Origin of the sequence: Pantoea sp. USHLN256, assembly GCF_037149875.1 — a bacterium.
GTDB lineage: Bacteria > Pseudomonadota > Gammaproteobacteria > Enterobacterales > Enterobacteriaceae > Pantoea > Pantoea nemavictus.
In genome coordinates this window covers 394,983-420,917 of record NZ_JBBCQO010000001.1, presented here as the reverse complement: position 1 = coordinate 420,917, position 25,935 = coordinate 394,983, and the positions used below count along the sequence as shown (strand labels likewise).

At 57.5% G+C, this 25,935-nt stretch carries 27 protein-coding genes; 23 read left to right on the top strand and 4 right to left on the bottom strand.

Annotated features, from left to right (window positions below):
• Positions 1–17 precede the first annotated feature (17 nt).
• The 19 genes from WFL93_RS02060 to WFL93_RS01970 all read left to right on the top strand — a co-directional run bounded on the left by WFL93_RS02060 (position 18) and on the right by WFL93_RS01970 (position 16,342).
• Complete coding sequence (locus WFL93_RS02060) at positions 18–749, top strand: beta-ketoacyl synthase chain length factor (protein WP_336777158.1); 732 nt, start codon at positions 18–20, stop codon at positions 747–749.
• The gene (locus WFL93_RS02055) at positions 739–1,536 is read left to right on the top strand and encodes a lysophospholipid acyltransferase family protein (protein ID WP_049851062.1); all 798 of its coding nucleotides are present in this window, start codon (positions 739–741) and stop codon (positions 1,534–1,536) included. The genes WFL93_RS02060 and WFL93_RS02055 overlap by 11 nt, the downstream gene beginning before the upstream one ends.
• Positions 1,537–1,539: 3 nt before the next feature.
• Positions 1,540–1,797, top strand: coding sequence for a phosphopantetheine-binding protein (locus tag WFL93_RS02050; RefSeq protein ID WP_007887282.1), 258 nt, complete (start codon positions 1,540–1,542; stop codon positions 1,795–1,797).
• Positions 1,798–1,808: 11 nt separating this feature from the next.
• Positions 1,809–2,063, top strand: coding sequence for an acyl carrier protein (locus WFL93_RS02045; RefSeq protein WP_336777157.1), 255 nt, complete (start codon positions 1,809–1,811; stop codon positions 2,061–2,063).
• 8 nt (positions 2,064–2,071) lie between these two features.
• Positions 2,072–2,632, top strand: coding sequence for a hypothetical protein (locus tag WFL93_RS02040; RefSeq protein WP_336777156.1), 561 nt, complete (start codon positions 2,072–2,074; stop codon positions 2,630–2,632).
• Positions 2,629–3,957, top strand: coding sequence for an AMP-binding protein (locus tag WFL93_RS02035; RefSeq protein WP_336777155.1), 1,329 nt, complete (start codon positions 2,629–2,631; stop codon positions 3,955–3,957). Before WFL93_RS02040 ends, WFL93_RS02035 begins: the two co-directional genes overlap by 4 nt.
• Positions 3,944–4,291 (top strand): 3-hydroxyacyl-ACP dehydratase FabZ family protein, encoded by a 348-nt coding sequence (locus WFL93_RS02030; protein ID WP_336777154.1) that lies wholly within the window; start codon positions 3,944–3,946, stop codon positions 4,289–4,291. The genes WFL93_RS02035 and WFL93_RS02030 overlap by 14 nt, the downstream gene beginning before the upstream one ends.
• 50 nt (positions 4,292–4,341) lie before the next feature.
• Positions 4,342–5,985, top strand: coding sequence for a glycosyltransferase family 2 protein (locus tag WFL93_RS02025; protein ID WP_442955878.1), 1,644 nt, complete (start codon positions 4,342–4,344; stop codon positions 5,983–5,985).
• Positions 5,978–6,394, top strand: coding sequence for an acyl-CoA thioesterase (locus WFL93_RS02020; protein WP_336777152.1), 417 nt, complete (start codon positions 5,978–5,980; stop codon positions 6,392–6,394). Before WFL93_RS02025 ends, WFL93_RS02020 begins: the two co-directional genes overlap by 8 nt.
• Positions 6,395–6,420: 26 nt before the next feature.
• Positions 6,421–7,002, top strand: a complete 582-nt coding sequence (locus tag WFL93_RS02015; RefSeq protein WP_336777395.1) for an outer membrane lipoprotein carrier protein LolA — start codon at positions 6,421–6,423, stop codon at positions 7,000–7,002.
• Complete coding sequence (locus tag WFL93_RS02010; protein ID WP_336777151.1) at positions 6,968–9,289, top strand: MMPL family transporter; 2,322 nt, start codon at positions 6,968–6,970, stop codon at positions 9,287–9,289. Before WFL93_RS02015 ends, WFL93_RS02010 begins: the two co-directional genes overlap by 35 nt.
• Positions 9,286–9,861, top strand: a complete 576-nt coding sequence (locus WFL93_RS02005) for a DUF3261 domain-containing protein (protein ID WP_336777150.1) — start codon at positions 9,286–9,288, stop codon at positions 9,859–9,861. The genes WFL93_RS02010 and WFL93_RS02005 overlap by 4 nt, the downstream gene beginning before the upstream one ends.
• Positions 9,858–11,015: a beta-ketoacyl-[acyl-carrier-protein] synthase family protein gene (locus tag WFL93_RS02000; protein ID WP_336777149.1), complete on the top strand. Its 1,158-nt coding sequence runs from the start codon at positions 9,858–9,860 to the stop codon at positions 11,013–11,015. The genes WFL93_RS02005 and WFL93_RS02000 overlap by 4 nt, the downstream gene beginning before the upstream one ends.
• On the top strand, positions 11,008–11,496 hold the full coding sequence (locus WFL93_RS01995) for an ApeP family dehydratase (protein WP_007887263.1): 489 nt from the start codon (positions 11,008–11,010) through the stop codon (positions 11,494–11,496). Before WFL93_RS02000 ends, WFL93_RS01995 begins: the two co-directional genes overlap by 8 nt.
• Positions 11,493–12,224 carry a 3-ketoacyl-ACP reductase FabG2 gene (locus WFL93_RS01990; protein WP_336777148.1) on the top strand — a complete coding sequence of 244 codons (732 nt, stop codon included), beginning with the start codon at positions 11,493–11,495 and terminating at the stop codon, positions 12,222–12,224. Before WFL93_RS01995 ends, WFL93_RS01990 begins: the two co-directional genes overlap by 4 nt.
• Positions 12,221–13,456 (top strand): beta-ketoacyl-ACP synthase, encoded by a 1,236-nt coding sequence (locus tag WFL93_RS01985; protein WP_336777147.1) that lies wholly within the window; start codon positions 12,221–12,223, stop codon positions 13,454–13,456. Before WFL93_RS01990 ends, WFL93_RS01985 begins: the two co-directional genes overlap by 4 nt.
• A gap of 197 nt (positions 13,457–13,653) precedes the next feature.
• On the top strand, positions 13,654–15,855 hold the full coding sequence (locus WFL93_RS01980) for a TonB-dependent receptor (protein WP_336777146.1): 2,202 nt from the start codon (positions 13,654–13,656) through the stop codon (positions 15,853–15,855).
• 130 nt (positions 15,856–15,985) lie between these two features.
• On the top strand, positions 15,986–16,129 hold the full coding sequence (locus WFL93_RS01975; RefSeq protein WP_007893692.1) for a hypothetical protein: 144 nt from the start codon (positions 15,986–15,988) through the stop codon (positions 16,127–16,129).
• Between the two features lie 39 nt (positions 16,130–16,168).
• The gene (locus WFL93_RS01970; RefSeq protein ID WP_007893690.1) at positions 16,169–16,342 is read left to right on the top strand and encodes a hypothetical protein; all 174 of its coding nucleotides are present in this window, start codon (positions 16,169–16,171) and stop codon (positions 16,340–16,342) included.
• On the opposite strand, the gene WFL93_RS01965 is transcribed toward WFL93_RS01970, so the two are convergent.
• Positions 16,339–17,487 carry a hypothetical protein gene (locus tag WFL93_RS01965; RefSeq protein WP_007893688.1) on the bottom strand — a complete coding sequence of 383 codons (1,149 nt, stop codon included), beginning with the start codon at positions 17,485–17,487 and terminating at the stop codon, positions 16,339–16,341. The genes WFL93_RS01970 and WFL93_RS01965 overlap by 4 nt on opposite strands.
• A 153-nt stretch (positions 17,488–17,640) precedes the next feature.
• Between WFL93_RS01965 and WFL93_RS01960 the strand changes: the two genes are divergently transcribed.
• Positions 17,641–19,104, top strand: coding sequence for a phospholipase D-like domain-containing protein (locus WFL93_RS01960; protein WP_049851074.1), 1,464 nt, complete (start codon positions 17,641–17,643; stop codon positions 19,102–19,104).
• Positions 19,105–19,134: 30 nt separating this feature from the next.
• On the opposite strand, the gene mdoC is transcribed toward WFL93_RS01960, so the two are convergent.
• Entirely contained in the window at positions 19,135–20,259 is a 1,125-nt protein-coding gene (mdoC, locus tag WFL93_RS01955; RefSeq protein WP_336777145.1) for a glucans biosynthesis protein MdoC, read from the bottom strand.
• 278 nt (positions 20,260–20,537) lie between these two features.
• On the opposite strand from mdoC, the gene WFL93_RS01950 reads away from it, so the two are divergent.
• The 3 genes from WFL93_RS01950 to WFL93_RS01940 all read left to right on the top strand — a co-directional run bounded on the left by WFL93_RS01950 (position 20,538) and on the right by WFL93_RS01940 (position 24,998).
• Entirely contained in the window at positions 20,538–22,073 is a 1,536-nt protein-coding gene (locus WFL93_RS01950; RefSeq protein ID WP_180823737.1) for a glucan biosynthesis protein G, read from the top strand.
• The gene (gene mdoH / locus WFL93_RS01945) at positions 22,066–24,615 is read left to right on the top strand and encodes a glucans biosynthesis glucosyltransferase MdoH (RefSeq protein WP_180823404.1); all 2,550 of its coding nucleotides are present in this window, start codon (positions 22,066–22,068) and stop codon (positions 24,613–24,615) included. The genes WFL93_RS01950 and mdoH overlap by 8 nt, the downstream gene beginning before the upstream one ends.
• A 143-nt stretch (positions 24,616–24,758) precedes the next feature.
• Positions 24,759–24,998 carry a YceK/YidQ family lipoprotein gene (locus WFL93_RS01940; protein WP_007893679.1) on the top strand — a complete coding sequence of 80 codons (240 nt, stop codon included), beginning with the start codon at positions 24,759–24,761 and terminating at the stop codon, positions 24,996–24,998.
• A gap of 3 nt (positions 24,999–25,001) precedes the next feature.
• Here the strand turns inward: WFL93_RS01940 and WFL93_RS01935 are convergent, their stop codons facing one another.
• The gene (locus WFL93_RS01935; protein WP_007893677.1) at positions 25,002–25,400 is read right to left on the bottom strand and encodes a MysB family protein; all 399 of its coding nucleotides are present in this window, start codon (positions 25,398–25,400) and stop codon (positions 25,002–25,004) included.
• 119 nt (positions 25,401–25,519) lie between these two features.
• On the bottom strand, positions 25,520–25,786 hold the full coding sequence (locus WFL93_RS01930; RefSeq protein ID WP_007893676.1) for a hypothetical protein: 267 nt from the start codon (positions 25,784–25,786) through the stop codon (positions 25,520–25,522).
• Positions 25,787–25,935: the final 149 nt, after the last annotated feature.

Genomic DNA, 25,935 nt, shown 5'->3' with positions numbered 1-25,935 from the left:
GAAGAAAGAATACAGGTATGAAACTCGCTTACTCCCTTGTTGACTGGCATGCCATTGCGCCGGGTCACAGCACCGCAGAAGAGTGGCAGCACTGGGCGCAACAGGCGCCAGTGCTGGACGCCACACAACCCATCGCGAAACCCCAATTTTTGCCGATGATGACCGCGCGTCGTCTCAGCGCGGGCAGCCGAGCGGCTGTAGAGTGCGGGCTGGCGCTATTGGCGCGACAAACGGTTGATGCCATCGTCTTTACCAGTCGCCACGGTGAGCTCGAGCGCAACCTGCGTATTCTTAGCGCGCTGGCCGAGCAGCAAGCGCTGTCGCCGACCGACTTCGCCATGTCAGTCCACAACTCTGCGGTGGGGAGCTTAACCATTGCCGCGCGTCAGCCGCTGGTGTCAACGTCGATCTCGGCGGGCATCGATAGCTTCCAGCAAGGTTTACTCGAAGTCGCGGCACTGCATCAGGCCGGCTATGCGCAGGTGTTACTGGTGGATTTTGACGGCAGCGTACCGCCGTACTATCGTCCGTGGCTGCCGGAGATCGATCATTTCAATGCGCCCTATGCGCTGGCGTTGCTGCTGCGCGCGGGCGACGAGTGGCGCTGTACGGCGCAGGCCGCTCCACCCGCAGCGCACCCGCTGCCGCAAAGCCTGCAGGTACTCTCGGCGATATTGCGTGATGCGCCAGCGTTTAGCGTACCAGGTGAGCGCCACCATTGGATGTGGGAGCGTCAGCATGGTGGATAATTCGCTGGTGCAGTCGCGTCCCGGTTTTAACTATTACTGGCGACTGGCGATGACCGCCGTCAGCTTCACGCTGTTCAGCGTCGGCGGCCTATTACTGTCGCTCATCTGGTTTAATGTGCTGCTGCTGGTGCAGCGCGATGGCCTGCGTCGTCGGCAAATCGCGCGCAGCAGTATCGCCTGGAGCTTCCGCTGCTTCCTGCGCTTCTGCCGTTTTGTCGGTGTTTACGATTACCAGATTATCGGCGCAGAACAGCTGCGCCAGGATCGTGGCTGCCTGATCGTCGCTAATCATCCGTCGTTGATCGATTACGTGATGATTGCCTCGGTGTTGCCGGAGATGGATTGTCTGGTCAAAGCCGAGCTGCAGCACAACATCTTCTTCCGCGGCGTGATTCGTGCCGCCGATTATCTGATTAATAGCGAAGCCGATACGCTGCTGCCGGATAGTCAGCAGCGGCTGGCGCGCGGCGATACCATCCTGATTTTTCCTGAAGGGACGCGCACGCGCTACGGCGAGCCACTGAAGCTGCAGCGCGGTGCCGCCAATATTGCGGTGCGTGCCGGATGCGACCTGCGCGTGGTTCATATCACCTGCAGCGAACGCATGCTTGATAAGCAAAGCCGCTGGTATCAGATTCCGCTGGTTAAACCGCTTTTTACTGTACGCGTACAATCGCGTATCGCTAGCCAGGCCTTTAGTGAAGCCGAAGAGGATGCGCAGCCGCTGGCCGCCCGTCGCCTGACGCGACATCTGCAACAGGCGCTGGTGCCTGAAGAGACTAACTAAGTTATGCAAGTACTGATCAACGACATCAAACAGATGATTATCGACACGCTGAATCTGGAAGATATCAGCCCTGACGACATTGAAACCGATGCGCCGCTGTTTGGCGAAGGGCTGGGACTCGATTCTATCGATGCGCTGGAGCTGGGACTGGCGGTCAAAAATCGCTTTGGCGTACAGCTCTCCGCCGAGAGTGAAACGCTGCGTGCGCACTTTTTTTCCGTGGCTACACTGGCCGCGTTTGTTGAACAACAGCAAGCCTGAGAACAGTCAACATGATGAACAAAAACGAAATTTACCAGGAAGTGGCCACGCTACTCACTTCGCTGTTTGAAATTGAGCCGGATGCGATTCGACCAGATGCCCGTCTGTATGAAGATCTCGAGCTGGATAGCATTGATGCGGTGGATATGGTGGTGCATTTGCAAAAGCGCACAGGCCGGAAAATCAAACCGGAAACCTTCCGTGCGGTGCGTACCGTGCAGGACGTGGTTGACGCCGTCGACCAGCTGATGCGCGACCAAGCCTGATTTCTGTCATGCGCACGCTTCTACGGCTGCTGAATGGCGCGGCGCTGTTGGCCTGGCCTTTTCTGGTGTGGTTAACCCTCACCCAGCCGCAGTGGCGCGGCATCACCGGCCTGCTGGCGCTGCTGTTTGTGCTGCGCGTCTGGAGTTTACGCCGCGCAGCGGGCCCGCTGGGCCGCGTGATGCTGCTGCTGGCGCTGGTTGGCACCGTGCTGTGTCTCACCAGCCTGCTGCTGCGCTCGCAACATCTGCTGCTGTGGTATCCGCTGGTGGTCAACGTTTTGCTGCTGCTGCTGTTTGGCGCGTCGCTGTGGAGCCCGATGCCGCTGGTGGAACGCCTGGCGCGACTGCGTGAAGCAGATTTACCCGCGCGCGCGGTGCGCTACACCCGCCGGGTAACGCAAGTGTGGTGCGGCTTTTTCATCTTCAACGGCAGCGTGGCGCTGGTCACCTGTCTGCTCAATGATGTCACGCTTTGGACACTCTGGAATGGGTGCATCAGCTACCTGCTGATGGGCACGCTGATGGGCGGCGAATGGCTGCTGCGTCAGCGCATAAGGAAACAGACATGAAGCTACGCAGCATCCGCGACTGGCTCACTGCGCCGGATCGCACGGTTGCCTGGCACGGCACGCAGCACACTACGCTGCACACCCTGCGCCAGCAGGTACAGGCGCTGGTCGAGCGGCTGCTCCAGCATCCAGGCCAGCATTGGGCGCTGTGCTTTGACAACAGCTATGCGTTCACCGCCGCGCTGCTGGCGCTGTGGTATGCGGGAAAAACGCCGGTGATCCCCGGACACTGCCGCGCGGCCCAGTTGGAAGAGATGGCCGACAGCCTCGACGGCGTGCTTTGCGATATGCCGCTGGTGGTGTCGTTACCGCAGCTGCGCTGGGACGGTAGGCTGGTCAGCGGCAAGCTGCCGCCAATCGCCGATGATGCTCACCTGGTGCTGTTTACCTCCGGCTCGACCGGCACGCCGCGCCGGGTAACGAAATCACTGCGCGCGCTCGATCTCGAAGCCAGCTGGCTCCACAGCTTGTGGGGCGATCGGTTGCGCGATTGCCATGTGATTGCCTCGGTGAGTCATCAACATCTGTATGGTCTGAGTTTCCGCATTATCTTGCCGATGGCGCTGGGTTTACCGTTTGCCGCGCAACAGATTTTTTACGGCGAACAATTGGCGGACCAACCCAGCGACCGTCGCTACGCTTTTATCAGCAGCCCGGCGTTTCTCCGTCGGCTGGATACGTCGCTTGCTGCACCGCGCTGTGAGCTGATTGTCTCTGCCGGCGGTGCGTTGCCGTGGACGGCGGCACAGCAGGCGCAACAGACGCTGAGCTGTGCGGTGGATGAAATCTATGGCAGCACCGAAACCGGGGTAATTGGCTGGCGCTGCGCTACGGCGGAAAACGTGCTGTGGCACTGTTTTCCGCACATCACCCTGTGCGAGCAGGAAACCGGTCGCTGGCGGGTGTTTTCCGCCTTGTTGGACACCGAAGAGGGTTGCGCGCTCGACGATCGCATTGTGCAGCAGCCGTCCGGCCAGTTTCAGCTGGCGGGACGCCAGGATCGCGTGGTGAAGATTGAAGATAAACGCGTGTCGCTGAGTGAAATTGAACGGCGCTTGCTGGCACTGCCGGGTGTAGAAGATGCCGCCGCGCTGGCGATTCAGCGCCATGGACGTCACGCCATCGGCGTGGTGCTGGCGTTAGCCGAGCAGAGGGATGCGGCGACGCTGCATCAGCTAAAAATCGCGTGGAAGCGCGCGTTGCAACCCTGGCTGGAGCCGGTGGCGATGCCGCGCTATTGGCGCGTGGTGACGTCGATTCCTGTCACGGCGCAAAGCAAGCGCGCGTGGCCGCAAATTGAGGAGTTGTTTGATGTTGCCGGTTGAATTAGATGCCCAACAGCAGGGCGATGCGCTGACGTTGCGTCTGCACGCTGCCGCCGATCTGTTTTGGTTTCGTGGTCACTTTCCCACCTTGCCCATTCTGCCTGGCGTGGCGCAGCTCGACTGGGCGCTGCATTACGGTCTGACGCGTTTAGCGCCGGGAAAAAGCTTCGCCTCGATTGATAATATTAAATTCCAGCAGCCGGTGCCGCCGGATGCCGAATTAGAGTTGCAGCTGCAGTGGCAGGCGGAAAAATCGCTGCTCAGTTTCAGCTACAGCCTGATCAATGGCGAGATGGCGACGGTGGCCAGCAGCGGGAAGATTCGCCTGTGTTGAGCCCTCACTTCACGCCCTGCGTATTGATTCCCTGCTATAACCACGGCGCGATGCTGGCCTCGGTGCTGGCGCGGCTGGCACCGTTAAACTTGCCGGTGCTGCTGGTGGACGATGGCAGCAATGCCGAGACCAAACGACAGATCGCCGCGCTGGCGGCGCCGCAGCTGCAGCTGCAGGTGCTGACGCTGCCGCACAATCAGGGCAAAGGCGCGGCGGTGATCGCCGGCATGCGCGCGGCGGCGGCGGCGGGCTATACGCACGCGCTGCAGCTGGATGCCGATGGTCAGCATCAGGTGGAAGATGCGCCGCGCATGTTGGCCGAAGCGCAACGCTATCCGCACTGTTTGATCTCCGGTCAACCGATTTACGATGATTCGATCCCTAAATCACGGCTGTATGGCCGCTACATCACCCATTTCTGGGTGTGGGTGGAAACGCTGTCGCTGTCACTGAAAGACAGCATGTGCGGCTTTCGCGTCTATCCGCTTGCGCCGTCGCTCAGGCTCTGCGATCGCCGTCCAATTGGCCAGCGTATGGATTTCGATACCGAGATCATGGTGCGTCTCTATTGGCAGGGCACGCCGAGTCGTTTTCTCACCACGCGCGTTATCTACCCAGAGAGCGGCGTGTCGCATTTCGATGCGCTGCGTGACAACCTGCGTATCTCGTGGATGCATACGCGCCTGTTCTTCGGCATGTTGCCGCGCATCCCGCAGTTGCTGCGCCAGCGTGGTGATGCACAGCACTGGTCGGCCACGCCGGAGCGCCGTGGGCAGAGCGGTATGCGCTTTATGCTGTGGCTCTATCGCCGTGCTGGACGTTTGCCCTTTGTGCTGCTGCTGTGGCCGATAGTGGCGGTTTACTGGCTAACCGGACGCGCCGCGCGCGCCGCATCGCAGCAGTGGCTGACGCGGGTGCAAGCGGTGGCGCAGCAGCAGAACATCACGCTGCCTGCACCGGTGAATAGCTATCATCACTTTTTGCGTTTCGGCTACAGCATGCTGGATAAAGTGGCCAGCTGGCGCGGCGATCTGCAGTGGGGTCGCGATATCGATTTCGCGCCCGGCGCTGAAGCCACCATTCGTGCCGCCGAAGGCAAAGGCCATCTGATTCTGGCATCGCATTTAGGTGATATCGAAGCCTGCCGCGCGATGGCCAAACAGGTCAGCGGGCTGGTGATTAACGCGCTGGTGTTTACCGACAACGCGCAGCGTTTTCGTGAGGTGCTGGAGAGCATTGCGCCGCAGGCGGGCGTGAATTTGATGCCGGTGACCGATATCGGTCCGGATACCGCCATTCTGCTGCAGCAAAAACTGGATGCCGGTGAATGGGTGGCGATTGTTGGCGATCGCACGGCGATCCATCGCCAGCGCGGCGGTGAGCGTCGCGTAGTGTGGAGCGAATTTATGGGCGGTCCTGCGCCGTTTCCACAAGGGCCGTTTGTGCTGGCGGCCGCGTTGCGCTGTCCGGTGCTGCTGATGTTTGCCCTGCGCGAACAGGGCCGCCTGCGAGTGCATTGTGAAGCCTTTGCCGATCCGCTACTGCTGCCACGCGCCCAGCGCCAGCAGGCGTTGCAGGCCACGGTGGATCGCTATGCCGAGCGGCTGCAACAGCATGCGCTGATGGCACCGCTCGACTGGTTTAACTTTTACGATTTCTGGACGTTGCCCGAGGAGAAAAGCCGCGATGAGTGAAAGCAACTACCGCGCAGAGGTGGAGATAACCGTGTCGTTTCACGACTGCGATCCGATGGGCGTGGTGTGGCACGGCAACTACTTCCGCTATTTTGAGGTGGCGCGCGAAGCCTTGCTGCGCAGCATCAACTACAGCTACAGCGAAATGGCCGCCAGCGGCTTCGTCTGGCCGGTGGTCGATACCCACGTGAAATATCGCCAGCCGCTGCGCTGTGAAGAGGTGGTGCGCGTGGCCGCCAGCATCAGTGAATATGAAAACCGTCTGCGCATCGATTATGTGATTCATAACGCGGCAGGGCAGGTGACCACCAAAGCCCACACGCTGCAGGTCGCCGTCAACGCCGCGACGCAGGAGATGTGTTTTGTCTCGCCTGACATTCTGTTTGCCCGCCTGGGAGTGAAGCCGTGATTCGAACCTTTTGTCTGTTGCTGCTGATGGTGTGTGCCAACGCCAGCGCGGTAACGCTCGAGCAGCTGCAACAGCGCTTCGCCAGCCAGCCGGTGATTCGCGCCAATTTTGTTCAGGTGCGCACCATTGCTGGCATGGCGCAGCCGCTGGTGTCGCGCGGTCAGCTGTTGATCGCCCAGCAGCAGGGCTTGTGGTGGCAGCAAGCGACGCCGTTCCCGCTGATGCTGATCCTCGATGATAAACGCATGGTGCAGAGCATCAGTGGCCAGCCGCCGCAGGTGATCACCGCCGACAGCAATCCACAGATGTTCCAGTTCAACCATCTGCTGCGCGCGCTGTTCCAGGCCGATGAGAAAGTGCTGCGCGAGAATTTTGTGCTCGATTTCCACGATCGTGGCAATGACCGCTGGCAGCTGGGTCTGACGCCGAAAGCCGCGCCGCTGAATAAGATCTTTAACCGCATCGATCTGCAGGGCGATAAATTCCTCAATCGCATCACGCTGGATGATAAGCAGGGCGATAAGACCGATATCACCCTGAGCGATACCCGCACCGAACCGCAACAGTTGACCGATGAAGAGCGAGCGCGTTTTGCCCCAGCGCAGTGAGAAAACCGTCGCGCTGGTGTGGCTGGCGGTGTGCCTGACGTTAGCGGTAGCGCTGGCGATCCTGTTGCCGCGCAGTCAGCTCAATAGCAGCGTGCTGGCGCTGTTGCCGCAGCAGAACCTCGGCCAGGCACCGGCGGAGATTCAGCAGGGCTTTATGCAGCGCCTCGATCGTCAACTGGTGTGGCTGGTGAGCGCCAACGATCAGGAGGGTGATGCGGTCGCAGCCTGGTGGCAAACGCAGTTACAAGCCCTGCCGATGCTGAAACAGGTGAGCGGCGAGCTGGATGACGATCAGCTGCAGCGCTGGGGCGCGTATGCGTTTCAGCATCGCAATGGCCTGATCGATCCCGCCACGCGCGGCCGACTGCAAAACGGCGGCGATGCGCAGGCCGACTGGATTCTGGCGCAGCTGTTCTCGGCGTTCGCCGGCGTCGGCAGCAAGGAGATCGGCAACGATCCGCTGCTGCTGGTGCGCGGTGCGCAGCTGGCGCTGCAGCAAAGCGCCAACAAAATGCTGCTGCATAACGGCTGGCTAACGGTGAAGGATGCGCAGCAGCGTCGCTGGTATTTCCTGCACGGTGAACTGGCGAGCAATGCCTTCAGCATTAAAGAGAGCCATCAGCTGGTGACGGCGCTCAATCAGCTGCAATCCCAGCTCAAAACGCGCTGGCCGGATGCGCAGCTGCTAACGCGCGGCACGGTATTATTCAGTGATGATGCCAGCCAGCGCGCGCAGCATGATGTGGAAACCCTCGGCAGCGCGACGTTGGCAGGATTGCTGCTGCTGGTGTGGCGGGTATTTCGCTCACTGCGGCCGCTGGCGCTGTGTGCGCTGTCGGTGGCGATAGGCGCGATGGCGGGCACGGTGCTGACGCTACTCTGTTTTGGCGAACTGCATCTCACCACCTTAGTGATGAGCCTAAGCATTGTCGGCATCTCGGCCGATTATACCCTCTACTATCTGACGGAGCGCATGGTGCACGGCGAGCAAGCCACGCCGTGGCAGAGTTTGCACAAGGTGCGCGGCACGCTGCTGCTGGCGCTTGGCACCACGGCGATTGCCTGGCTGCTGATGCTGCTGGCACCGTTCCCCGGCTTACGCCAGCTGGCGGTGTTTGCCGCCAGCGGATTGAGCGCCTCCTGCCTGACGGTAATCTGCTTTTATCCGTGGCTGGTACGTGGCTTACCGGTGCGTCCCATTCCGGCGATGGTATGGCTGGCACGCTGGCTGGCAGCCTGGCGGCGCAATAATTGGCTGAAGCGCGGATTGCCGGCGCTGGTGGCGATCTATGCGCTGAGCGGCATGCTGCAGCTGCAGGTCGACGATGATATCGCCCATCTGCAGAGTGCACCGGCGCGGCTGCTGGCGCAGGATCGTCAATTGGCGCAACTGACCGGCCAGCAGGCCGATCAAACCTGGTTTGTGGTGTGGGGCGATGATGAGCAGCAAGCGCTGCAGCGGCTTAGCGCGCTGGCACCGCAGCTGCAGCAGGCGCAGCAGCAAGGCTGGCTGGCCGGTTATCGCATCTTGCCGCTCAGTTCGCTGGCGCAGCAGCAGCAGGATGTGGCGCTGCTGCAGCAGGCGGCGCCGAACATTCTGCAACGCTTGCAGCAAGCGGGCATTAGCGTGGCGAACGCCCATCTTAGCGCGATGCCGGTAAGCGCCGCCGACTGGCTGGCAAGCCCTCTGAGTGAAGGCTGGCGGCTGTTATGGCTGTCGCTGCCGGACGGGCGCAGCAGCGTGCTGGTGCCGGTCACCGGCGTGAAAAACAGCGCCGCGCTGCAACAGCTGGCAGCCCAGCAGGCAGGCGTGAGCTGGGTCGATCGCAAGGCCAGCTACGATGAACTGTTCCGCTTCTGGCGCACCTTGCTGAGCAGCTTACTGGCGCTGGCGCTGTTGCTGATTACCGCCAGCTACATGCTGCGGCTGGGGGTAAAAGCCGGCATGCGCAGCGCGCTGCCGTCGTGGTTGTCGCTGGCGGCGGCGCTGGCGACACTGGGCTGGATCGGCGCGAGCCTCAATCTGTTTGCTCTGCTGGCGCTGATTCTGGTGCTCGGCATTGGCATCAACTACACGCTGTTCTTCAGCAATCCGCGCGGTACGCCGTTAACCTCAATGCTGGCGGTAACGCTGGCAATGATGACCACGCTATTAACGCTTGGCATGCTGGTGTTCAGCAGCACCGCCGCCATCAGCGGCTTTGGTACCGTGCTGTGTAGCGGGATTTTTTGTGCATTTTTGCTGGCGCCACTGGCGCTGGCGCCGGGGAAAAGGAAGCAACGATGAAAAGGGGTGCGCTTGTGCTGATGTTGAGCCTGCTGCTAAGCGGTTGTGCTCAGCATGCCAGCGAAATTAATCGGCCAACCGCCTGGCTGAAACCGGGCGTACGCGTGACGCTACCGCCGCCAGGGATTTCGCCCGCTTTTCAGCAGCAGCAACTGCTGACCGGGCACGTCAAAGGGAAAACCCAGTCGCTGCTGGTATTACTCAGCGCCGATGCGCAGCAGCTGAGCCTGGCGGGATTGTCGTCGCTCGGCATTCGTCTGTTCCGCGTCACCTATGATAAAAACGGCATTCACACCCAGCAGATGATGGCGCTACCGGAAATGCCGCCCGCCAGTCAGGTGCTGGCCGACGTGATGCTGAGCCATTGGCCAATCAGCGCGTGGCAGCCGCAGTTGCCGCGCGGTTGGACGCTGATCGATATTGATGATCGCCGCGAGCTGCGCGATCCGGCCGGCAAGGTGGTGACGTTGATTCGTTATTTACAACGCGGTGCGCAGCGTGAGCCGATCAGCATCGATCAACGCGCCTTTGGTTATCAGATTCAAATCCAACAACTGGATGCGTCATCATGATCTACATTTCCGCCTTTGGCATGGTCAATGCGTTGGGCAATAACCTGGCGCAAATTGCTGTGCAGCTGCAAGCGGGCCGCGCGCCGGGCATGCAGCCGCGTGACGGCTGGTTGCAGGCAGGCAAACGCTGCTGGCTGGGGCAGGTGCAGGGCGAGTTACCGGCGATCCCTGCCGCGTTAGCCGCGCACAACACGCGTAACAATCAGCTGCTGCTGGCGGCGCTGGCACAACTGCGTCCAGCGCTGGAGGCGGCCATCGCGCAATACGGGCGCGATCGCGTGGCGATTGTGCTCGGCACCAGTACGTCCGGCGTGGATGAAGGCGATCGTCAGGTCGCTGGCGGCTTGCCGGGCTACGATTACCGCATGCAGGAGCTGGGCGATCCGTCGCGCTTCCTTGCCCACTTTTTAGCACTGGAGGGCCCGGCTTATACGATTTCTACCGCTTGCTCCTCCAGCGCGCGCGCAATGATCAGCGGCCAACGTTTGATTGATGCCGGGTTAGTGGATGTGGCGCTGGTGGGCGGCGCGGATTCGCTGAGCCGCATGCCGATCAACGGCTTCGCCAGTCTTGATTCGCTCTCGGATCGCCACTGCGCACCCTTTAGCGCCGACCGCGACGGCATTTCGATTGGCGAAGCCGCGGCGCTGCTGTTGCTGACGCGGGAGAAGCAGCCGCTGGCGCTGCTCGGCTGCGGTGAGTCATCGGATGCGTGGCACATGTCGGCACCGCATCCGGAAGGCGTCGGTGCGGAGCGCGCGATGCTGATGGCGCTGCAGCAGGCGGGATTACAGCCGCAGGATGTCGGTTACATCAACCTACACGGCACCGCGACGCCGCTCAACGATCGGGTGGAATCTGCGGTTATCCATCGCCTGTTTGGCGAGCGCGTGCCGTGCAGCTCGACCAAACATCTCACCGGCCATACGCTGGGCGCGGCGGGTGCCACTGAAGCGGCGCTGGCGGCGCTGATTCTGCAGCAGAATTTGCCGCTGCCGCCGCAGGATTTCTCTGTGGCAGCACGTGATGCCACATTGCCGGAATGCGGCTTGATCACCACGCCACAACCTTTGCAGCGTCCGATCATCGCTTCAAACTCATTTGCTTTTGGCGGGAACAATACCTGCCTGATTGTAGGAAAGCCTCATGACTGATTTTCTGCCGGTCGCGGCTTATTTGCCGCACCGCGCGCCGATGCTGCTGCTCGACCGCGCTATCCTGGTCAGCGATGACAGCGTGATCTGCGAAGTCAGCATCAACGCTGACGGCGTGCTGGCGCCGTTCCTTACACCACAAGGTGATTTGCCGGCGTGGTACGGCGTGGAGATCATGGCGCAAACCATTGGCGTCTGGTCTGGCTTTCATGCCCGCCAGCGCGGCGAGAGCGAGATTCATCCCGGCATGCTGCTCGGTGGACGTGGCTATCGCGCCAATAGCGCCACCTTTGCCGCCAATAGCACGCTGTGCGTTGAGATGCGTCTGCTGATGCGTGACGACCGGCTGGGCAGCTTCGAAGGGGAGATCCGCTGCAACGACGTAATGATCGCCAGCGGGCGGCTGAACACCTATCAGCCCAATCAACAAGAGTTAATTCAATTGCAACAAACGCCGTTAAAACAAGGAGTTCAGCCATGACACGCAGCGTATTAGTCACCGGCGCCAGTAAAGGGATTGGCCGCGCCATTGCGCAACGTCTGGCGCTGGACGGTTTTGAGATTGTGGTGCATTACCATCGCGATGCCAGCGGTGCGCAGCAAACGCTGGCCGGGATTGAACAGGCGGGCGGACGCGGACGCACCTTGCAGTTTGACGTGGCGCAGCGTGAAGCCACGCGCAACGCGCTGGAACAGGATATCGCCGCGCACGGCGCCTATTACGGCGTGGTGAGCAATGCGGGTATCACGCGCGACGCGGCGTTTCCGGCATTGACCGACGATGAGTGGGACAGCGTAATTCACACCAATCTCGACAGCTTTTACAATGTGATTCATCCGTGCGTGATGCCAATGGTTGGCCTGCGCCAAGGCGGACGCATTATTACGCTCTCCTCAGTATCGGGAATAATGGGCAATCGTGGTCAGGTCAACTACAGCGCGGCCAAAGCTGGCATTATCGGCGCCACCAAAGCGTTAGCGATTGAGCTGGCAAAACGCAAAATTACCGTTAACTGCATCGCGCCGGGTTTAATTGATACCGGCATGACCGAGCTTGAGCCGTTGGTGATTGATGAGGCGATGAAGCTGATCCCGATGAAGCGCATGGGCGCGGCGGAGGAAGTGGCCGGACTGGCCAGTTATCTGATGTCGGACATCGCCGGCTACGTCACGCGTCAGGTGATTTCAATCAATGGAGGTATGCTGTGATTCAGCGCGTAGTGGTAACCGGTATGGGTGGCGTAACCGCCTTTGGTGACAGCTGGAGCGCGGTGGCCGAGCGCATTAAGCAGGGCAAAAATGCCGTGCGTCACATGCCGGAGTGGCAGGTTTACGATGGCTTGCACACGCTGCTGGGTGCGCCGGTGGATGACTTCACGCTGCCTGCCCATTACACGCGTAAGCGCATTCGCTCGATGGGTCGCGTCTCGCTGATGGCGACGCGCGCGACCGAACTGGCGCTGGAGCAGGCCGGCTTGATCGATCATCCGGTGCTGACCAGCGGTGAAACCGGCATTGCCTACGGCTCCTCAACCGGCAGCACCGGCCCGGTGAGCGAGTTCGCCACCATGCTGACGGAAAAGCACACCAATAACATTACCGGCACCACCTATGTGCAGATGATGCCGCACACCACCGCCGTTAATGCCGGTCTATTCTTTGGCCTGCGCGGCCGGGTGATACCGACGTCCAGCGCCTGCACATCGGGCAGCCAGGCGATTGGCTACGCATGGGAAGCGATCCGCCACGGCTATCAAACCGTGATGGTCGCCGGTGGTGCGGAAGAGTTGTGTCCTTCCGAAGCGGCGGTGTTCGACACGCTGTTCGCCACCAGCCAGCGCAACGATGCGCCACACAGCTCGCCTGCGCCGTTTGATCAGCAGCGCGATGGTTTAGTGATTGGCGAAGGCGCGGGCACCTTGATCCTCGAGTCGCTGGATCATGCACAGGCGCGCGGTGCCAACATTTACGCCGAGCTGGTGGGTTTCCACACTAACTGCGATGCCGCGCATATCACCCAGCCGCAGCGCGAAACTATGCAGATTTGTATTGAGCGCGCACTGAAAACGGCCGATGTCACGGCGGATCAGATTGGCTATATCAACGCCCACGGCACCGCTACCGATCGCGGCGATATCGCCGAGAGCCAGGCAACGGCGGCGATCTTTGGCCGCAGCACGCCAATCTCCTCACTGAAGAGCTATTTTGGCCATACGCTGGGTGCCTGCGGAGCGCTGGAAGCGTGGATGAGCATCGAGATGATGCGTGAAGGCTGGTTCGCGCCGACGCTGAATCTGACACAACCGGCAGCGGAGTGCGGTGAGCTGGATTACATCATCGGCGCGGCGCGGCAGGTGGAAACCGATTACATCCAATCCAATAACTTCGCGTTTGGCGGCATCAACACCTCGCTAGTGTTTAAACGCTGGCGCGGTGCCTGATAGCAGGTCGCCATCAATGGCGACTCTACAAAACCGCTCAAGATCATCGTAGGGTCGCCATTCATGGCGACCGAATGCCTTTCCCCTCCATAAAGTGAATGCAGAAAGTGGGATTTTTCTTGCTTTCGCGCAACGACTGCGCATAATCGCAAACCGCAATAATAATGATTATCACTTCGTTTGCATTAGGGGATCCCATGCGCGCTATGCCTTTCAATCCCGGACTGAAACCGACGCTGTTGGCCGTAATGGTCAGCGCCGGTTGTTTGCCAGTGATGGCTGCTACTACCAACACCACAACCTCAACTAACGCGAAAAACGAACAGCAGACGCTGACCGTGACCGCAGCACCACCAACCGATTTCAAGCCAGGCGGCAATGATTTAGTGCCTGCGTTTCTGGATGGTCAAATCGCCCACGGCGGCCGCCTGGGCATGCTGGGTGAGCAAAACGCGATGGACGTGCCGTTCAACGTGATTGGCTTCACCTCGAAAATGATTCAGGACCAGCAGGCGCAAACCATCGGTGACGTCATGCGCAACGATGCCGGCGTGCAGAATCTGAAAGGCTACGGCAACTTCGCTGAAAGCTATCGCATTCGTGGCTTCAAGCTGGATGGCGATGCTATGACCTATGGCGGTCTGGCCGGTATCGTGCCGCGCCAGGTGATGGATGCTTCGCTGATTGACCGGGTGGAAATTTTCAAAGGTGCCAACGCGCTGCTGAACGGCTCAGCTGAAAGCGGCGTCGGCGGCATGATTAACCTTGAGCCAAAGCACGCTGATGACACGCCACTGACGCGTATCGGTGTGGATTACACCTCCGGTTCACAGGTGGGCGGCAGCGCCGATATTGGTCGTCGTTTTGGCGACAATAACCAGTTTGGCGTGCGTCTGAATGCGGTCAACCGCGAAGGCGGCACTGAAGTCGACGGCGAGAAAAAACGTACCACCGCCGCCTCGCTGGGGTTGGATTACCGTGGCGATCGTCTGCGCACCTCGCTCGACGTCGGTTACCAGAAGAAGACCTTCCACGACGCGCGCAACGGCATCAACATCAGCGGCATCGATTTCATTCCTGATGTGCCCTCTAACTCGAAAAACTACAGCCAGAATTGGGTGTTCAGCGATATTGAGTCGGAATTTGGTCTGGCGAAAGCCGAGTACGATCTGAACGATCAATGGACTGCCTATGCCGGCCTGGGTGCGCAGCATACCCATGAAGTGGGCAACTACGGTACGCCAAAGATTCTTGATAGCGCTGGTAATGCCACCATCGGCCGTTTCCGTACCAATCGCGTGCAGGACAACATGAGCGGCATGGTTGGCCTGCGTGGTGATTTCACCACCGGCCCGGTGACGCACAAAGTGAACTTTGGCTATTCGGCGATGACGGCAAATGCGAAAAACAGCTATCGCATGTCATCAGGTAACGATGCTGACATCAATATCTACCATCCGCAGGATGTGGCAGAGCCAGACAGCGTGTTCGCCGGTGGCGACAAATTCAGCGACCCGCTGACCACTTACCGTTCGCGCTCGCAGGGTTATCTGCTGAGCGATACGCTGGGCTTCTTTGATGACACCTTGCTGGCAACGGTGGGCGCGCGTCACCAGAAAGTGGTGGTGCGTAACTACGGTTATGACGGCGCGGAAGATACAGCGACACGTTTTGACAGCAGCCGTTGGTTACCGGCGTATGGCTTGCTGTATAAAGCGACGCAAAATATCTCGCTGTATGCTAACCACACCGAGTCACTGACGCCGGGCACCGCCGCGCCATATACCGCCATAAACTACGGTAGCGTCACCGGCATTGTGCACGCTAAGCAGAACGAAGTCGGGGTGAAAGCGGACTTTGGTCGTGTTGGCGGTTCGCTGGCGTTGTTTGAAATTAAACAGCCGGTCGGTGTGTTGAATAATTCGATCTACAAGTTGAATGGCGAGCAGCGTAACCGCGGGGTTGAGCTGAATGTGTTCGGTGAGCCGGTGTTGGGTCTGCGTCTGAACAGCAGCGCCACCTGGATCGATCCGGATATGACCAAAACCGGCGATAGCGGTCAGGATGGCAAGAACGCCATTGGCGTGCCGCGCTTTACGGCGGCGCTGGGTGCTGAGTATGACATCAAGCCGGTTGAGGGTTTGACCGCCACGGCATTGCTGAACTACACCGGTTCCCAGTACGCCAACCTGGCAAACACCACCAAGCTGGATGACTACACCACATTGGATTTAGGTCTGCGTTACCGCATGAAGGTTAACCAGAATGATATGGTGTGGCGCGTGGGCGTTGAAAACGTCACCAATGAGAAATATTGGGCCAACGTGGATGACAGCGGCACCTATTTGTCGCAGGGTGAACCGCGTACGGTGAAAGTCTCGCTGAGCTACGATTTCTAATCTCCTCCAGACGGGGCGTGCACGCGCCCCGTTATTTCTCTGGCAGAAATATTCCTGTAACTTACGGCGCATTGCATTACACTCTGTGCGGCAATCCTGCTCGAAAACTCGCCTTTATGTTTGAGTCATCATGAGTTCACCTGCACCACCAGACGATCACGACGAACCCTATCGACAGCCGCTCGACGACGCGCTCTTCGCCATTGTGGTACTTGCAGTGACGTCGGTTACGCTTATAATCTTCGTCCTGATGATTACGCTGTGGATGAGTTAACGTCAGCAACGGGAAACGGAAGCCGGTAAGGAGATGTCGATGGAAGCCAGAGATGACAAACTGATCGCCATAATTGGCCTGTTATCCGCCTGCCTGATTGGTGTGGTGTTTCTCTTCACCATGACCTGGCTTACCGATGTGCGGCATCCAGCCGATCCCTCGCTTGATGTACAAACCTGCCCGCAACAAAGCGTCACCACCCAACACTCTTAATCTTTTGTCTGCCGGTTCTGCCACTTAATCTGTTGACTGCGCAACTCCAGCGCCAGCGCCTCATGTAAGGTGCGATTACCGTTGGGATCGCCGAGGCCAAACAGCGCGCCTGGGGAACGCCGATCGTCGGCCCATGCCGGATACTCCACCACCGGATAGAGCGAAATCCCTTCCAGCGCCACACCTTGCTCTAGCGCCAATCGCGCTTCTTCACTCACCTGACGCAGCCAGGGCGCGCGCGCATCGCCTTCGGCGCCGGTTTCCGCCAGGATCATCGGCCGCTGGTAGCGCTGCCAGCACTGCAGCAATAAACGGTGCAACGGTTGCCGCGTGGGATGATCGAGCGGAATAGTGTCGCCGGAGAAGAACCAGTGATTATCCGGATAGTAGTTCAGGCCGAGAACATCGAGAAAATCTTCGCGTCCACCCAGTTCAGGCGCATCGCGTCCGGCAAGCCAGTCCCAGGCTTCAAACTGGGCCTGATGCTGGGCATCAGCATAAGGTTTGCTGTCGGGATTATCGGGATGGGTGGCAACTTGCACCAGCGGATCGGTCAGCACAAAGCGCGCATCGGGATAAACCTCACGAATCGCATGCATCGCCGCCAGCGAGGCGCGCACCAGTTGGCGCTTTAGCTCACGCCCGCGATCGCTGGCGTAGGGATCGAGCCAGGAGACATCGGCACCCGCCCATGACCAGAATGAAATTTGATTGATCGGTGTGAAAAAGGGTTTTTCGATACCTTCATCGCGCATCAGCTGCGCCATGGCGCGTGCGAAACGTTCGAAATGGTCAACAAAACTGGCTTTCCAGATATCAAGGTGATCGGGATAGCCAAAGTGCGCCAGCTCCCAGATAATCTGCATGTCATGGCGCGCCGCGGCATGCACCATCGGTAGAAAGGTGCGCCAGTCATATTCGTTGGGCACGGCTTCGATCAGGTGCCAGCGTGCGCCATCGCGCGCGGTGTGCAAACCCTCTCGCGCCAGGGCGGCATAATCTTTCTCCAGCAGCATATCGTGGCCGCTGCTGATCACCATATCCAGCCGACGTCCGCCCGCGCGACATGCGGTGGAACAGGGAAAACTGCCTTGAAAAAAGCTTCGGAACAGCTGAGGGTGATGGCGCAGGGATTGCTGAGTCATAATCCTCTCCTCACGGTGAACGCCGGATGCAGAACGCTTGGCTAAGTCTAGACTAAATTGACGACGCGCCATTTGGCAGATGAGGAAGGCTCCGATTGCCATTTATCGCGCCGATACTAACAATAATAGGTCCACAGCTTTCAGGGATTCACTATGAGTGAAGCAGCACAATCTTTGCCGCCCGAGGAGCATCCGGGCAAAGGGCTGAAACCGAATGTTGATGCGCGCTGCGCACAGCATCCTGGCATGAGCGGTATTCATCCGCTCAACGATGGCTTAGACGCTTTTGCTGCGCGCTATCAGATGATGAGCAGGGCGCAGCACAGCATTGATGTGCAGTACTACATCTGGCACAACGACATGTCCGGCCGCTTGCTGTTTAGCGCGCTGCTGGATGCCGCCGAGCGCGGGGTGAAAGTGCGTTTGCTGCTCGATGACAACAACACGCCGGGTTTGGATGAGACGCTGGCCCAACTCGATCGCCATCCCAACATTGCCGTGCGCTTGTTCAATCCCTTTTCGTTTCGCACATTGCGCGCGCTGGGTTATCTCACCGATTTCTCGCGTCTTAATCGACGCATGCACAATAAAAGTCTGACGGTCGATGGCGCGGCCACGCTGGTGGGCGGACGCAATATCGGCGATGAATATTTTGGCACGGGCGATGAACCGCTGTTTACCGATCTTGATGTGCTGGCGATCGGTCCGGTGGTGGACGAGGTGACGCAGGATTTCGAGCGCTACTGGCGCAGTAAAGCGGTATCAACGCTGCGCAAGGTGGTTGACGTCAGCGGCGAGGCGCATCAGGCGGTGCGCTTGCCGGTGGAGTGGCAGCAGAGTGAAGCGGTGGAACGCTATCTGGCGCGGCTGGAGCACTCCTCATTCATCAACCAGATGGAGCAGGGCGAGCTGGAGATGACGTGGGCGGAGTCGCGCTTACTGAGCGATGACCCGCGCAAAGGCCTCGGCAAGGCGAAGCGGCGTAATTTGTTGCCGCAGCGCATGCTGGAGGTGATCGGGATGCCGCAGCAGCAGTTCGATATTATCTCCGCCTATTTTGTTCCTACGCGTTCTGGCGTGGCGCAGCTGCTGGCGCTGAAGCGGCGCGGGGTAAAAATCGCCATACTCACCAACTCGCTGGCGGCTAATGACGTTACGGTGGTGCACGCCGGTTATGCGCGCTGGCGTAAAAAACTGCTGCGTCATGGCATCGCGCTGTATGAGCTGAAGCCACAGGATAATCCGCAAAGCGCGCCGCACGACCGCGGTTTAACCGGTAACTCAGGCTCCAGTTTGCATGCCAAAACCTTTACCGTGGACAATCGTAAAGTGTTTATCGGCTCGTTTAATTTCGATCCGCGTTCGGCGATGTTGAATACCGAAATGGGTTTGGTGATTGAGAGCGAAGCGTTGGCACAGCAAACCCACCAACGTTTTATTGCCGGCATGCGCGATCGCGCCTGGACGCTGCGTCTCGATAAGTGGGGGCGCGTCAACTGGGTGGAGTATGCTCATGAGCAGGGCGAAGTGGTGCACAAGCATGAACCGCAGTGCACGCTGCTGCAGCGCTTGCTGGTGCGCCTGGTGTGGCGTCTGCCGGTGGAGTGGTTGCTCTAAAACAACGGGCCAGCTTAGCTGGCCCGTTGTTTATTTGCGCTGTGGCTTACCGGAGAACAGGAAGCGCAGCAGTGGAATGCGCAGATGAATTTCGTACAGCGTAAAGGCCACGCCAAACACCATCAATAAACCGAGGAAGAAGCCGAGCGTGTTATTACCAATGTGCGGCGTAATGTAGATGCCATACAAAATGGTCAGCGGATGGTGCACCAGATAGATAAACAGCGAGGCATTAACCAGATACATGATGCGCGGTGAATGGCTGTTCAGCAGCTTGTGACCGAAGCTAAAGCAGACGTTGAGCATGCACAAACCCATGAGCGTGGTGATGATCATATCAATCTCATACAGCCAACCTTCGCCACTGCTGTAACGCTGATTCAGACTGTAGGCGATAAACACGGCAATGGCGCCAAAGCACATCACCGGATTAAAGCGCACAAACAGCGCTTTCAGCTCCTGATGCTTCCAGCTCAACGCGCCCAACATAAAGAACGGCAGGAACGTCAACATTTGCATCACGGCAATGCTGAACAGGCCATCGGCAAAAACCGCCGGGACGAAATAAAACAGCACGCGGCGGAACGCACACCATATCAAGGCATAAATCAGCAGCGCCAGCGTCAGTTTCCCCCAGCCGATTTGCTGATAATTGATAACGCGCTGCTGTTTGTTCAGCCAGCGAAACGTCAACATGCCGAGCGTGGTGAGAATGACCAGGACCAGTAAAAACCACAGATGCGAAATCAGCTCCCACATCAGCGTATTGTACTTGTCGTACAGTGAGAAACTGTTCCAGTCGCCGATTTTATCGGTGAGATTTTTGGTTATGAAAAACTGCGGCAACGTAATCAGCGGAACGGCTGTCAACATGGGAATGCCGACGCGCTCCAGACGCACTTTCAGCCAGCGCTGGGGCTGATAGCGTAAGTAGAGCATGTAGGAAAAATAGCCAGAAATAACAAAGAATACCTGCATGCGGAAGGCATGAATAAAGTCGTTAAGTATCGTCAACCACATCGAGGCGTCATGGCTGTTCACCGCCCATTTTTGCGTGGAGTAAATCAGTGAGACGTGAAAAGGCACGCCTAATAACATTAAATACGCTCGAATCGAATCGAGGAAATATTCACGTTCGGGTTTAGCTGAACTCATAATCTTCCAATAGTCAGTTTACTTGCCGGTTTCGCCCTGAAACCAGATTATGCCGAAGGAAAATTCTACCGGCTGTAAACAGGGTATACTATCAGGTGAATCTGTATGTGATTTTGCAGGGTTTAATTATCCGAAAAGCACACTTTCAGCTTACAAATCAGCGGAACAATCTATTACATACGCTGTCGGAAAACCGAATAATCCTTTAAGATAATCGGGTTTGATCTAAGCACACGAAAGGGGGGGATGTGCTGAATAATGTGAATAATAAAGTGGGACTGGTAAAGATGCGCTGGGTAGGCGCGGCAGTTCTGCTGGCTTTGTATGCCAACAATAGTTGGGCGTTTAACATCGATGATGTAGCAAAACAAGCCAAGGCGTTGGCAGGGAAAAGTTTCGAAGCGCCAAAGAGCAATTTACCCTCTCAGTTTCGTGAAATGAAGTTTGCTGACTATCAGCAGATCCAGTTTAACCACGACAAAGCTTATTGGGGCAAACTGCGTACGCCGTTTAAGCTTGAGTTCTACCATCAGGGTATGTATTTCGATACGCCGGTGAAAATTAACGAAGTCACGGCGTCTTCAGTACGTGAAATTAAATATGACCCTGACTATTTCAATTTTGGCAACGTTAAGCACGATGCTGATTCAGTCAAAAACCTCGGCTTTGCTGGGTTTAAGGTGTTGTATCCTTTAAATAAAAAGGGCAAAGACGACGAGATCACCAGCTTCCTTGGTGCCAGCTATTTCCGTGTAATTGGCGAAGGCCAGGTTTACGGACTTTCGGCGCGCGGTCTGGCGATTGATACTGCATTACCGTCAGGTGAAGAGTTCCCGCGCTTTAAAGAGTTCTGGATTGAACGTCCAAAACCGCAGGACAAACAGCTGGTGATTTATGCGCTGCTGGATTCGCCACGCGCGTCCGGTGCGTATCGCTTCACCATTCGTCCGGGCAAAGAATCAACGGTTGATGTGCAGTCCAAAGTTTATCTGCGTGATAACGTTGGCAAATTGGGCGTTGCGCCGTTAACCAGCATGTTCCTGTTTGGGGCTAACCAGCCTTCGCCGGTAACTAACTTCCGTTCAGAGCTGCACGATTCAAACGGTCTTTCGATCCACGCCGGTAACGGTGAGTGGATTTGGCGTCCGCTGAATAACCCGAAACATCTGGCGGTAAGCACTTTTACCGTTGAGAACCCGAAAGGGTTTGGTCTGCTGCAGCGCACGCGTGATTTCAGCCGTTTCCAGGATCTCGACGATCGCTACGATCTGCGCCCAAGTGGCTGGGTTGAGCCGCAGGGTGACTGGGGCAAAGGCCGCGTTGAACTGGTAGAGATTCCGACTGCCGATGAAACCAACGATAATATCGTCGCGTTCTGGACGCCGGAAAAACTGCCAGAGCCAGGCAAAGAGATGAACTTCCAGTATCGTCTGCACTTTACGCGTGATGAAAATCAGCTGCATTCAGATGACATCGCCTGGGTGAAAGATACGCTGCGTTCAGCGGGTGATGTGAAACAGTCGAACCTGGTGCGTCAGCCGGATGGTTCTATCGCCTTCACCGTGGATTTTGTCGGCAAAGCGATGAGCAAGCTGCCGGAAGATACGCAAGTGGCACCGCAGGTTAGCGTGGGTGACAACGCTGACGTGGTTGAACAGAGTGTACGCTACAACCCGGTAACCAAAGGCTGGCGTTTAGTGTTGCGTCTGCGTGTGAAAGATAACAAGCAGCCGACCGAAATGCGTGCGGCGCTGGTAAGCGGCGACAAGACATTGACGGAAACCTGGAGCTATCAGCTACCTGCCAATGAATAAATCGATATTTTTACCTCAATCTTACGTGGAGGCTCTGCCGCTTGATGCGGCAGGGCGCGCCCGTCTGAGCGATTCGCTACAGAATGCGCAGGCGTTCCACGCTATTCATACGTCGCTGGGGCACGATATTGCCGCCAGCGAGCGCCCGGATGATGCGCCGCTGAAATCGGTGTCATCCCGTGTGCAAATGGCCTGGCCAGACTCATTGGCGGATGGTCAGCAGCTGAGCAAGGATTATCTCGACCGCACCACGCTGAAGGCGATGCCGAAGGTGAAGCGTTCGCTGATGTTCCCAGAGATCTGGCGCACTAACCCCATTGCGCGCGCCTGGGATTCTGTCCGTGGTAAGAAATCCACGCCGCGCTATGCCTCGGTGGAAGAGCAAAAAACCGAGGACAAGTGGCGTCACGTGGGTTCAATGCGTCGTTACGTGTTGCTGATTCTGACGATTCTGCAAACCGTGGTGGCCACCTGGTACATGAAAACCATTCTGCCGTATCAGGGCTGGACGTTGATCGATCCGATCGAGATGTTTAACCAGAACTGGTTGCAGTCGGTTGAATTGATTCTGCCTTATATCTTGCAGACCGGGATTCTGTTCCTGTTTGCCATTCTGTTCTGTTGGGTTTCAGCCGGTTTCTGGACCGCGCTGATGGGCTTCCTACAGCTGCTGATTGGCCGTGATAAGTACAGTATTTCGTACTCGACCACCGGGGATGAACCGCTGAATCCGGAACATCGTACTGCGTTAATCATGCCGATCTGTAATGAAGACGTTGAGCGCGTGTTCGCGGGCCTGCGTGCGACCTGGGAATCGGTCAAACGTACGGGTAATGCCGAGCATTTCGACGTTTACATTCTGAGTGACAGCTACGATGCGGATATCGCTATCGCCGAGCAGAAAGCCTGGATGGAGCTGGTACGCGATGTCGGTGGTGCGGGTAAGATTTTCTATCGTCGTCGTCGTCGTCGTGTGAAGCGTAAAAGCGGCAACATCGATGACTTCTGCCGTCGCTGGGGCGTCAACTACAGTTACATGGTGGTGCTGGACGCCGACAGCGTGATGAGCGGTGAGTGTCTTACCGGTCTGGTGCGCATGATGGATGCTAACCCGAACGCCGGTATTATCCAGTCTTCGCCAAAAGCGTCTGGCATGGATACGCTGTATGCGCGTTGTCAGCAGTTTGCCACGCGTGTTTACGGTCCGCTGTTTACCGCCGGTCTGCACTTCTGGCAGTTGGGTGAATCGCACTATTGGGGCCATAACGCCATCATTCGTGTGAAACCGTTCATTGAGCACTGTGCGCTGGCTCCGCTGCCGGGAGAAGGTTCTTTCGCCGGTTCGATCCTGTCGCATGACTTCGTTGAAGCGGCGCTGATGCGTCGTGCGGGTTGGGGCGTATGGATTGCCTACGATCTGCCGGGTTCTTATGAAGAGCTGCCACCGAACCTGCTGGATGAACTGAAGCGTGACCGTCGCTGGTGCCACGGTAACCTGATGAACTTCCGCCTGTTCCTGGTAAAAGGTATGCACCCGGTACACCGTGCGGTGTTCCTGACGGGCGTGATGTCGTATCTCTCTGCGCCGTTGTGGTTCATGTTCCTTGCGCTCTCCACCGCCTTGCAGGTGGTGCACACGCTGATGGAACCGACCTACTTCCTGCAGCCGCGCCAGCTGTTCCCGGTGTGGCCGCAGTGGCGTCCTGATCTGGCGATCGCGCTGTTCTCGACCACGCTGGTGCTGCTGTTCCTGCCGAAACTGTTGAGCGTGGTGTTGATTTGGTTCAAGGGAGCGAAACCTTACGGTGGTGCCATCCGCTTGTTCTGCTCGCTGATTCTGGAGATGCTGTTCTCGGTGCTGTTAGCACCGGTGCGCATGCTGTTCCACACCGTCTTCGTGGTCAGCGCGTTCCTTGGCTGGGAAGTGGTATGGAATTCACCGCAGCGTGACGATGATGCGACGCCGTGGAGCGAAGCCTTCCGTCGTCACGGTTCACAGATGCTGTTGGGTATCGTGTGGGCGGGCGGCATGGGCTTGCTGGATCTGAACTTCCTGTGGTGGCTGTCGCCGATTGTCTTCTCGCTGATCCTGTCGCCATTTGTGTCTGTGATGTCGAGCCGTGCGACGGTAGGGCAGAAGAGCAAGAACGCTAAGCTGTTCTTGATTCCCGAGGAGTACGAGCCGCCAAAAGAGCTGGTCGATACCGATCACTATCTGCAGATCAACCGTCAACGTGCGCTGAAAAATGGCTTTATGCACGCGCTGTTTAACCCTGCGTTTAATGCGCTGGCGACGGCGATGGCCACATCGCGTCACAAACAGAGTGATTTGCTGGACCATGCGCGCGATCGTCGCGTTGATCAGGCACTGAGTGATGCGCCAGAAAAACTTAACCGCGAGCAGCGTTTGCAGCTGATTAGCGATCCGGTGGTGCTGGCACGTGTTCACTCACGCTTGTGGGAAAGTGCGGACAAATATCATCAGTGGGTGGAAAGCTATCAAAAGCTGAAGCTCAACCCTGAGGCGCTGCCACAGCGTTAAGGTTAATAAAGTAAAAAGCGGCAGAGATGCCGCTTTTTTTATGCCGTTAATCTGCAGGGAATAACGCAACCTTTACACCTGAAGAAGTAGTCACTCCCCGTAGAGAGGGTTAAACTGGCGCCAGTTCATTGTGAGTACACGTCGTGAATGCTTTCCTGAAAATAACTGCGCTTAGCGCCACCATTCTGCTGCTTACCGGCTGTGGCAGTATTATTAGCCGCACCTTTCCCGGACAGGGGCATGGCAACCAATATTATCCCGGCGTGCAGTGGGACGTTCGTGACGGACCGTGGCGTGTGCTGACCATTCTCGATTTACCGCTATCGCTGGTCATGGACACGCTGTTATTGCCGGTTGATGCCAATCACGGCCCGTACGAATAACGCTTAAGGCAAGTTGTCAGAAGGGCTGTTGTCGTCTTCCCACTCCTGCGCCGCCGCTTCACCTTCTTCAAGGTCGCGCGGTGGCTCTAACTGAAATTCGCCCTCATCCCATTCGTGCAGGGTATTTTCAGCTTGCCACTCCTGACGTAACTCGACTTCATCGAAATCACCGTCGAATATCGCCTGTGCGGCTTCACCGCTGGAGATGGGCAGGCATTCGCCCTGGCCATCCTCTTCAGCGAAAAATTCGGCCTGCCACATAATGTCGCCGTCCTGCATCACGTACTTTTGCAGGGCGAACTGGCTGACATTGGCATCTTCTTGTGCAATCTCGGGTTGGCTGGCGAGAAACTCCTCGCGTGCCGCTTCAATGGCTTCTTCCAGGGTGCTAAACAGGCTCATCATCAACTCCATGTCTGTAAAAAAGGGATTTCACAGAAGGATAGACGAAAAAACAGCAAGTGAAGGGAAGAGAGTGAATATCGGTTGGGCGGTTGAGTGAAATTCAACCGCCCAACCCTTCAGGCTAATTTCTGGGGAAAGTGTAATACCGGGCGTACTGACTCATGAATAATGGGAGCAGAGTAACGAATGCAACATTTAATACAGGGCTTAACTTTTTTGAAATTAATACGAGCGGTTGTAAGTGCCTGATTTAAATTATACAGCGTGCCGATAAAAACCATATCCTCCTTCACAGGTAAACGTTTGCACTCTTTCCGATGCAGCAGATGATAACCTTCTTGATCGGTACTGACCGTCACGTAGTAGTAGATGCCTTTATTCATATAATATGTATCCTGAGATATATTTGCTGTGTGAAATCTTTTTATATTTTTTAAAATTTGAACTTATTATGCTAACTGTCATCACCGAAATTAACTGCATTCGATTTTGGCGACAAATTCCATAATGATATAAGAAGGCTGATTATTTT